The sequence below is a fragment of the Candidatus Zixiibacteriota bacterium genome (assembly GCA_040753495.1).
Lineage (GTDB): Bacteria > Zixibacteria > MSB-5A5 > GN15 > PGXB01 > DYGG01.
In genome coordinates, this window is record JBFMEF010000176.1 from 1 (window position 1) to 10,914 (window position 10,914).

General features: G+C 53.1%; 2 protein-coding genes. Both read left to right on the plus strand.

Features of this window, described 5'->3' with window-relative positions; genetic code table 11:
• Window positions 1-32 precede the first annotated feature (32 nt).
• Window positions 33-9,944: an Ig-like domain-containing protein gene (locus AB1690_11545; protein ID MEW6015945.1), complete on the plus strand. Its 9,912-nt coding sequence runs from the start codon at window positions 33-35 to the stop codon at window positions 9,942-9,944.
• A 57-nt stretch (window positions 9,945-10,001) separates the two neighbouring features.
• Window positions 10,002-10,914: IPT/TIG domain-containing protein (locus AB1690_11550; GenBank protein ID MEW6015946.1), on the plus strand; the 913-nt coding region annotated here is incomplete at its 3' end.

Genomic DNA, 10,914 nt, shown 5'->3' on the forward strand with positions numbered 1-10,914 from the left:
TTCCGAATGCCGATTGGTTCGGTTCGGAGACTATAACATTTACCGCTACCGACCCGGGACTTCTTTCCGACAGCGATCCGGCGACTTTCACCGTCACCAATGTCAATGATGCGCCGGTGGTTGCGGATATTCCCAACCAGACCATTAATGAGGGCTCTACCTTCACCACTATAAATCTCGACAATTTTGTAAGCGATATCGATAATGCCGATACTGAAATAAGCTGGACTTTCTCAGGTAACACCAGCCTTACAGTCAGTATCGATATCAATCGGGTGGCGACGATAACAGTTCCCGATGCCGACTGGAACGGCGCCGAGACCATTACCTTCACCGCCACCGACCCCGGGCTGCTGAGTGATAGTGACCCGGCAACATTTATGGTTACTGCCGTCAATGATGCCCCGGTGGTGAGCGATATTCCCGACCAGACGATTGCCGAAGGGTCAACGTTCGCGACTATCAGTCTCGACGATTTTGTTTCTGACGTCGATAACGTCGACTCCGATATGAGCTGGACTTTCTCCGGCAACACCGAACTGACTGTCAGCATTGATATCAATCGGGTGGCGACCATAACGATTCCGAATGCCGATTGGTTCGGTTCGGAGACTATAACATTTACCGCTACCGACCCGGGACTTCTTTCCGACAGCGATCCGGCGACTTTCACCGTCACCAATGTCAATGATGCGCCGGTGGTTGCGGACATTCCCAATCAGACTGTGGCTGAGGGAACTCCCTTTGCTACTATCAACCTTGATGATTATGTCACCGATATTGACGACGCCGACAGCGAAATAAACTGGACATTCAGCGGTCAGGTTAATCTGTCGATCTCCATAAATGGCTCGCGGGTGGCAACGATTACGCCCCTTGACCCGAACTGGAACGGCTCAGAGACTATCACTTTTACCGCTACTGACCCTGGTCTGCTTTTCGCCAGTGATGCCGCTACCTTCACAGTTACGGCGGTCAATGATGCCCCTCTTGTCTCCGGCATTCCCGACCAGACTATTCCTGAAGGCTCTACCTTCACAACTATCAATCTTGACAATTTCGTTACCGACCCGGACAACAGCGATGCCGAAATGATCTGGACCAAGACCGGCAACAGCCAGCTGCTGGTTGATATTACCAACCGGGTGGCAACTATAATAATCCCCAACGCTGACTGGTACGGCTCGGAAACGATTACTTTCCGCGCCACTGACCCGAGCCTTCTGAGCGGAGAGGATGCCGCCACTTTTACGGTGACAAACGTAAACGATGCCCCGGTGGTGAGCGATATCCCGAATCAGACGATTGCTGAGGGCAGCACCTTTGCCACCATCAATCTTGACACCTATGTCACTGATATAGACAATGCCGATAATGAAATCACCTGGTCGGCCAGCGGGCAGGTTGAGCTTGCTGTCTCTATCGATATAAACCGGGTGGCGACTATAACAATTCCTAACGCCGACTGGACCGGCGCGGAGACGATAACTTTTACCGCCAGCGACCCGGGCCTATTGACACATTCCAATGCCGCTACCTTCACGGTCACCAACGTGAATGACGCCCCGGTAGTCAGTGATATTCCCAACCAGACCGTAAGCGAAGGGCAGCCTTTTGCCGCCATTAATCTTGATGATTATGTAACTGATATTGATAATGCCGACGCCGCGATTACCTGGACTTACAGCGGGAATACAAACTTAACAGTCAGTATCAACTCCAGCCGGGTGGCGACTATCACTGCCCCGAGCCCCGATTGGAACGGCTCGGAAACTATTACCTTCACTGCCACCGACCCGGGCCTTTTGAGTGACGCCGACGCCGCTACCTTGACTGTTACCGCGGTAAATGATGCCCCGGTGGTGTCGGATATTCCCGACCAGACCATTGATGAAGGCGCCGCTTTCGCCACTATCGACCTGAATACCTATGTTACAGATATAGATAATCTCGACGCCGAAATAACCTGGACTTACAGCGGAAATACCGCCCTCACCGTCAGTATAAACGCCTCCAACATCGCCACGATTACAGTTCCGAATGCCGACTGGGTCGGCTCCGAGACGATTACTTTCACCGCCACTGACCCCAGTCTGCTCTTCGACAGCGACCCGGCCGTATTCACTGTGAATAATCTCAATGACGCCCCGGTCGTCTCCGATATTCCCGGTCAGACAGTTGCCGAAGGAGCCGCTTTCGCCACTATCAATCTCGATAACTATGTCAGCGATATCGATAACAGTGTCAGCGAAATGACCTGGTCTTTCAGCGGAAATCTCAATCTCGCCGTTACTATCAATGCCCGAATTGCCACAATTACGCCAATTGACCCGAACTGGAACGGCTCTGAAACTATCACTTTCACCGCCACCGACCCCGGTCTTCTTTTCGATTCCGACCCGGCGACATTTACCGTAACGGCGGTCAATGATGCCCCCGTGGTCGCCGGCATTCCCGACCAGGCCATTCCCGAAGGCGCTACCTTCGCCACCATTAATCTTGATAATTACGTAACTGACGTTGACAATGCCGATGCCGAAATGACCTGGACAAAGTCCGGCAATGTGGAACTTCTGGTGGATATCACCAATCGTGTGGCGACAATCATTGTGCCGTTTCCGCAATGGAGCGGTTCCGAGACAATTACTTTCACGGCGACCGACCCGGGACTTCTTTCCGGCTCCGATGCCGCCACTTTTACCGTTTCTGCTAACAATGACGCCCCGGTAGTGACAGCGATTCCGAATCAGACTATCTCCGAAGGCGGCACGTTTACAACTATTACCCTTGACAATTTTGTCAGCGATGCGGATAACACCGATGACCAGATGACCTGGACGGCATCGGGGCAGACTGACTTGATTGTTAATATCAATGCCTCCCGTGTTGCGACCATTACAACGCCATCGGCTGACTGGTACGGCTCGGAAACCATCACTTTCCGCGCTACCGACCCCGGCTTGCTGTTCGATGAGACTCCTGTAGTATTTACCGTGACCAATATCAATGACGCGCCGGTGGTTTCGGATATCCCCGACCAGACGGTCGCAGAGGGCGGCACCTTTGTTACAATTAATCTCGACAACTATGTAACCGACATAGATAACGCCGACAACCAGATTTCCTGGGCAGCCAGCGGAGAAACCGAACTCTCGGTGTCGATAAGCATTGCCCGGGTTGCCACTATAACCATACCCAATGTCAACTGGAACGGCTCCGAAACAATTACCTTCACCGCCACCGACCCGGGACTGCTTTCTGACGCTGATGCCGCCACGTTCACGGTTACTGCCGTCAATGATGCTCCGGTTGTTGTCGGTATCCCCGACCAGACCATCGCCGAAGGCGCTACTTTCACGACCATAAATCTTGATACTTATGTCACTGATGTCGATAATCTCGATTCCGAAATGAACTGGAGTTTCAGCGGCAATTCCGCTTTGACCGTTACCATCAATGCCTCCCGCGTCGCGACTATCACGGCGCCGTCGGCGGACTGGAACGGTTCCGAAGCAATTACTTTCACGGCGACCGACCCGGGTCTTCTTTTTGATTCCGATGACGCCGTCTTTACCGTTACTGCCGTCAATGACCCACCGGTCGTGGCGGATATACCAGACCAGACCGTCAATGAAGGCAGCCCTTTTGCCTCCATAAATCTGGATGACTTTGTGAGCGATATTGATAATGCCGACGCCCAAATATCCTGGACTTATAGCGGAAATATATCTCTCATAGTCAACATAAACGCCTCGCGCGTTGCTACCATCGCAGCCCCCAACTCCGAATGGAGCGGCTCCGAGACAATAACTTTCCGCGCTACCGACCCGAGCCTGTCATTCGATGAAGATGCCGCCACCTTTACCGTCAACGCTCTCAATGATGCGCCGGTGGTTACCGATATTCCCAATCAGTCGATTCCGGAAGGTTCAACTTTCACGCTAATCAATCTTGATGATTATGTCAGCGATGCCGATAATGCCGACAACCAGCTGACGTGGAGTTTTTCCGGCGCCACCAGTCTGATTGTCAATATTACCAACCGGGTGGCGACTATCTCCACACCAAACGCCGACTGGTTTGGCTCGGAAACTATCACCTTTACCGCCACCGACCCGGGACTTCTTTCCGACTCCGACCCGGCGACCTTTACAGTGACCAATATCAATGATGCCCCCGTGGTGGCTGATATTCCCAACCAGACTATCGGTGAGGGGAATACTTTCACCACCATAAATCTCGATGATTATGTCAGCGACATCGATAATCTTGACGCAGAATTGACCTGGAGTTACAGCGGCAATACCGCTTTAACGGTAACAATCAACGCCTCTCGTGTTGCCACTATCAGCATTCCATCACCCGACTGGAACGGCTCGGAAACGATTACCTTCCGCGCCACCGACCCGGGACTGCTGTTTGATGATGACCCGGCAACATTTACCGTTTCTGCCATAAATGATGCCCCGGTGGTCAGCGATATCCCCAACCAGACCATAGCCGAAGGGACCACCTTTACCACAATCAATCTCGACGACTATGTTACCGACATCGACAATACTGATAATGAAATCACCTGGACGGCGTCAGGGGCAACGCAACTCTCTGTTGCAATTGTCTCCAGGGTTGCTACTATTACTATCCCCAATGCCGACTGGAACGGCTCCGAGATTATCACCTTTACCGCTACTGACCCCGGTCTTCTTTCCGACAGCGACCCGGCGACATTCACTGTTACCGCTGTCAATGACGCCCCGGTGGTGCTTGATATTCCAAATCAGACGATTCCGGAAGGCTCTACCTTCACGCAGATAAATCTCGACAACTATGTGACCGACGTGGACAACACTCCGGCGCAGATGATCTGGACCAAGAGCGGCAATGTAGAGTTACTGGTTGATATCTCCAACCGTGTTGCTACCATTATTATTCCGAATGCCGAATGGAGCGGCTCGGAGACTATTACCTTCCGCGCCACCGACCCGGGCAGTCTCTTCGATGAAGACCTTGCCGTATTCACCGTTACCGCCGTGAATGACGCACCGGTGGTGGCTGATATCCCCAACCAGAGTATCGCCGAGGGCTCCAGTTTCACGACTATCAACCTTGATAGTTATGTCAGCGACCTGGACAATACCGACGCCGAAATGACCTGGACCGCCTCCGGTCAGACTAATTTAATAGTGACCATCGATGCTTCCCGAATCGCCACCATCAGCGTTCCCAATGCCGACTGGTTCGGGGCGGAAACGATAACTTTCCGCGCCACCGACCCCGGCTCGCAATTCGATGAGGATGCGGCAACCTTTACGGTGAGCAATGTCAACGATGCGCCGGTAGTGGCGGATATTCCCGACCAGACAATTGCCGAAGGCTCGGTATTCGTTACGATAAATCTCGACGACTATGTCAGTGATATCGACAACGCCGACAACCAGATGGTCTGGACAACTACCGGGGCGACACAATTGTCGGTGTCGATAAATGCCTCCCGGGTTGCCACCATAAGTATTCCTAACCCGGATTGGAACGGCTCCGAAACGATTGCCTTCCGGGCGACTGACCCCGGATTGCTCTTCTCCGAAAATGCCGCTACCTTTACAGTTACCGCCGTCAACGACGCGCCAATAGTGGCGGATATCCCCAATCAGTCTATCCCGGAAGGCGGCAGTTTTGCAACCATCAATCTTGATAACTATGTAACAGACGTCGACAATGCCGATAATCAAATCAGTTGGACCTTCAGCGGCAATGTTGAATTAACCGTAACGATTGATATAAATCGGATTGCCACCATCACCACCCCATCGCCAACCTGGAACGGTTCCGAGACTATAACTTTTACCGCTACCGACCCGGGCCTTCTCTCCGATTCCGACCCGGCAACATTCAGTGTTTCCAGTGTCAATGACCCGCCGGTGGTAACCGACATTCCGAATCAGACCATCGCCGAGGGCGGTACATTCGCTACCATCAATCTCGATGATTTTGTTTCCGACCTCGACCATGCCGATAATCAGATTACCTGGACATACAGCGGCAATACCAATCTAATTGTCAATATTGATGCCAACCGGGTGGCGACAATTACAACTCCTAACGCCGACTGGAACGGTTCTGAGACCATCACCTTCACCGCTACCGACCCGGGACTTCTGGCGAATTCTGACGCTGCGACTTTCACGGTCACGCCGGTCAATGACGCCCCGGTCGTAGCCGATATTCCGAATCAGACCATCGCCGAAGGGGCGACATTTCTGACTATAAATCTCGATAACTTTGTCGCGGACATAGATAACCTCGATTCCGAAATCGGCTGGACCGCTACCGGGCAGACCGCTCTGACTGTCACCATTAACGCTTCCCGCGTGGCGACTATAACTGTCCCGGACGCCAACTGGAACGGTTCCGAGACAATCACGTTCACGGCCACCGACCCGGGGCTTCTGTCTGATTCCGACCCGGCGACCTTTACTGTCACCGCTGTCAACGACGCGCCGGTGGTGGCTGATATCCCCGACCAGACTGTTGCCGAGGGAAGCAGTTTTGCCACTATCAATCTGGATGATTATGTAAGCGATGTTGACAATCTTGACGCCGAAATGGTCTGGACCTTTAGCGGCAATACGCAACTCTCAGTAACCATCAGCGCCGCCCGTGTCGCTATCATAACCACACCCTCACCCGATTGGAACGGCTCCGAGACCATCACCTTCCGGGCGACTGACCCGGGATTGCTTTTCAGTTCTGATGCCGCTACCTTTACCGTTTCCGGGGCAAATGACGCGCCGGTGGTCTCTGATATTCCGGACCAGACTGTTGCCGAGGGTTCATCTTTTGTTACCATTAACCTTGATGATTATGTTTCGGATATAGACAATACCGATGCCCAGATAAGCTGGACTTACAGCGGGAATACCGCCCTGACTGTCTCTATCAGCACCGGTCGAGTCGCCACCATTACTGTCCCCAATGCCGACTGGAACGGTTCTGAGACGATTACTTTCACGGCCACCGACCCGGGCTTGCTCTCCGACAGCGACCCGGCCACTTTCACGGTGACTCCTGTCAATGACGCGCCGGTCGTCTCCAACATCACCAATCAGACCATCACTGAGGGTGGCTCCTTTTCGACTATAAACCTCGATGACTATGTTACCGATGTCGATAATCCTGATGCCGATATCAACTGGTCATACAGTGGCAACGTGGAATTGACCGTCTCCATCGACGGCAATCGGGTGGCAACAATCGCGATTCCTTCTCCAGACTGGAACGGCTCCGATACCATAACATTCACGGCGACTGACCCGGGATTGCTCTCCTCCTCGGATGCCGCTGTCTTCACGGTAAACGCCGCCAATGATGCTCCGGTGGTGGCTGATATCCCCAATCAGACAATTGCCGAAGGGGGCTCCTTTGCGACTATAATTCTCGACAACTATGTTGATGACATAGATAATCTTGATTCCGAGATTAACTGGACCTTCAGCGGTAATAATCAGCTGATAGTGACCATCGATGCCAATCGTGTCGCCACCATCAGCACCCCGAACCCCGATTGGAATGGTTCCGAGACGATTACTTTCCGCGCTACTGACCCGAGTTTCCTTTTCGATACCGACCCGGCGACTTTCACGGTGACTCCGGTTAATGATGCCCCGGTGGTGCTGGATATTCCCGACCAGACCGTTAATGAAGGCTCATCGTTTGTCCTCATTAACCTGGATGATTATATCACCGACGTCGATAACCTCGATAACCAGATGACCTGGAGTTTCTCCGGAAACAGCCAGCTGATAGTTAATATCACCAGCCGGGTGGCGACCATTGCGATTCCGTATCCCGACTGGTTTGGCAGCGAGACCGTGACTTTCACCGCCACCGACCCCGGTTTACTCTCTGACAGTGACCCGGCCGTATTTACGGTGACGGCGGTCAATGACGCCCCGGTGGTGACAGATATTCCCAATCAGTCGATTGCCGAAGGCAGTACCTTCGCGACTATAAATCTGGATAGTTATGTATCCGATGTCGACAACAGTGATGCCGAAATGATCTGGACCTTCACCGGAAATATCGAATTGACGGTGACGATAGATATCAACCGTATCGCCACCATCACTACCCCCAATGCCAACTGGAACGGCTCGGAGACTATAACTTTCACCGCTACCGACCCCGGTCTGCTCTCCGACAGCGACCCCGCGACTTTCACCATTTCGGCCGACAATGACCCGCCGGTGGTAACCGACATTCCCGACCAGACCATTGCCGAAGGCGGAACGTTTGTAACGATAAATCTCGACAGTTATGTAAGTGATGTCGATAACAGTGATGCCGAAATGACCTGGACCGCCTCAGGTCAAACGCAACTAACGGTTACTATCGACGCCGCCCGTGTGGCGACGATTTCGATTCCCAACCCCGACTGGAACGGCTCCGAAACCATTACCTTCCGCGCCACCGACCCGGGATTGCTGTTTGATGAAGACCCGGCGATATTCACGGTCACGGCAGTCAATGACGCTCCGGTTCTGGCGACGATTGGTCCAAGAACGGTCGCCGAGGGAGCAATACTCAATTTTACGGTCACCGCCTCTGATGTCGATGGCAATCCGCTCACTATGACCGCCCTCAATCTGCCGGCGAACGCGAGCTACATCGACAATCTGAATAGAACCGGTTCCTTCAATTTTGCGCCAGATTTCACTCAGGCGGGAGTATATAATGTCACTTTTATCGCCTCCGATGGCGCTCTTGCCGACAGCGAAATAGTTCAGATAACGGTCACCCCGACCAATCGCGCTCCAATTGCCAACGCCGGACCTGACCAGAACGGAATAGTTCTCGGGAATACCGTCACGCTCGATGGTACCGCCTCCTCCGACCCGGATGGCGACCCGATTAATTATGACTGGGTGCAGATTTCGGGACCTTCGGTCACTCTCTCCAGTTCCACCGTCGCCCAGCCTACCTTTGACCCGGTCAGCCCCGGCGATTACGAATTTGAATTGATAGTTGACGACAACTTCCTCTTCTCCAATCCTGACACGGTCGTCATAAATGTAATAAATCGTGACGCGCCGCAGGCAATCACCGACCTGCAGATTGACATCGTCGCCGACAATATTGTCCTTGCCTGGTCGCCGGTCACGACCGATATCGGCGGCTTCCCTACCGATATCGCCCGCTATGTCATTCACCGGAATACCCGGGCATATTTCACGCCGACAAGCCTTGATTCTATCGGCTTCACCAACGATTTGACCTTCACTTTTACCGACAACAACATCAGCGGCGCCAATGTCGTTGGGGATACCCTGAATCAGTATTTCTATACGGTTGTCGCCGTTGATATTTTCGGCAACCGCTCGGCGGCATCGAACCGGGTGGGCGAATATGATTATCCGATTATTATCACGCCGACCACCGATTTCAATCTGATATGCATTCCCTTTGAAAACACCGGCATCACCGATGCGGTCGGTTTGATAAATGCTATCGGCGTTACCAATGTCAATACCGTCAACAACTATCGTCCCCTGTCACAGAGCTACGAATCCCGCTTTGCGGCCGGATTCGGCGTCAATTTCGCCGTAGTGCCGGGGGGTGTTTATCAAGTCAACGCCCGAGCCCAGACCATCTTTTCGGTTGCCGGCAATGTCCCGGCGCCGGGCGCCTTGAGTTACAACCTGGTGACCACCACCACCACCGATTATAGCTTCATCGTGATTCCCTTTGACCGGGAAACCGATTTCCTGGTGGCGCAGGATGTGCTTAATAATTTACCCGGAAGTTTCAATACTCTGAATAGATTTATAGCCACCTCGCAGAGTTATGAATCTCGCTTTGCCGCGGGATTCGGAATTAACTTTGCGGTTAAGGCGGGAAAACCGTACCAGGCAAATGCGGCCGCGAGCGCCGTGTTTCCGGCGCCGTAAGGAAGGAACGGTATTATGACGACAAAAAGAAATATTGATATAGACGGAGGTTGCAAAGTGCGTAGGAATAAACGCCACAAAAAATGGCCGTTAATCATGGCCTGGCTGGCGGCAGGATTGTTACTGACCACATCGTCCGCTCTGGCGCAGGGGTCTATCTTCGGCTCGGTAACCAATTCCAATGCCAGTACTCCCGCCAACGGCGAGATCAGTTTCTACGGATATCTGGATAATACCGATGAAGAACTGCGCATCGAAACCAGCACCGGAGCGGGATACGACGCCGGATTCTGGTTTGATGATTTTCAGAATTATCTGACCGAAGCGCCCGGAAACCCGTACGATTACCACTTCTATAATATCGCCAACGGCGAGGGATTTGTGCTCTCCAAGACTATCCCCAACAATTCTTTCCAGCAGGAGAATATTGCTCTGGCGCCAGTGACCTGGCCCGCCGCCCCCGGCGGATTGAACGGTTTCGCCCTCTCCAGTTCGCGAATACTACTGCGCTGGAATAGGGTCGCCGGACTGACCTACCATATATATCGCCGAATCGCCGCCTCCGGAGGTTCCTTCTTCCGTCTCGATGACCCGACCGGCTCGCTGGCAAATCCCGGAGTCACCGACAGTTTCTTTGTCGATGCCACCTCCGACGGCGTCTCATCCTACGAATATATCATCATTGCGCAGAATATTTCCGGCGTCATGGGACCGCATTCGTCAATTCTGACAGTGAGCGCCACCAATGTCCTGGCGCCGACACTGGCTTCAATCAGTCCCGCCTCCGGTGTCAATACCGGCGGGACGCTTGTTACCATCAATGGTTCCGGGTTCGACCCGGGCGGAACTACGGTCACTTTTGGCAGTACACCAGTCGCCGGATCTTACGTTTCTCCATATCGGTTGACTGCAACGACCCCGTCCGGAACCGGTGTTGTCAACGTGACCGTCACCAATACCGCCTCCGGTC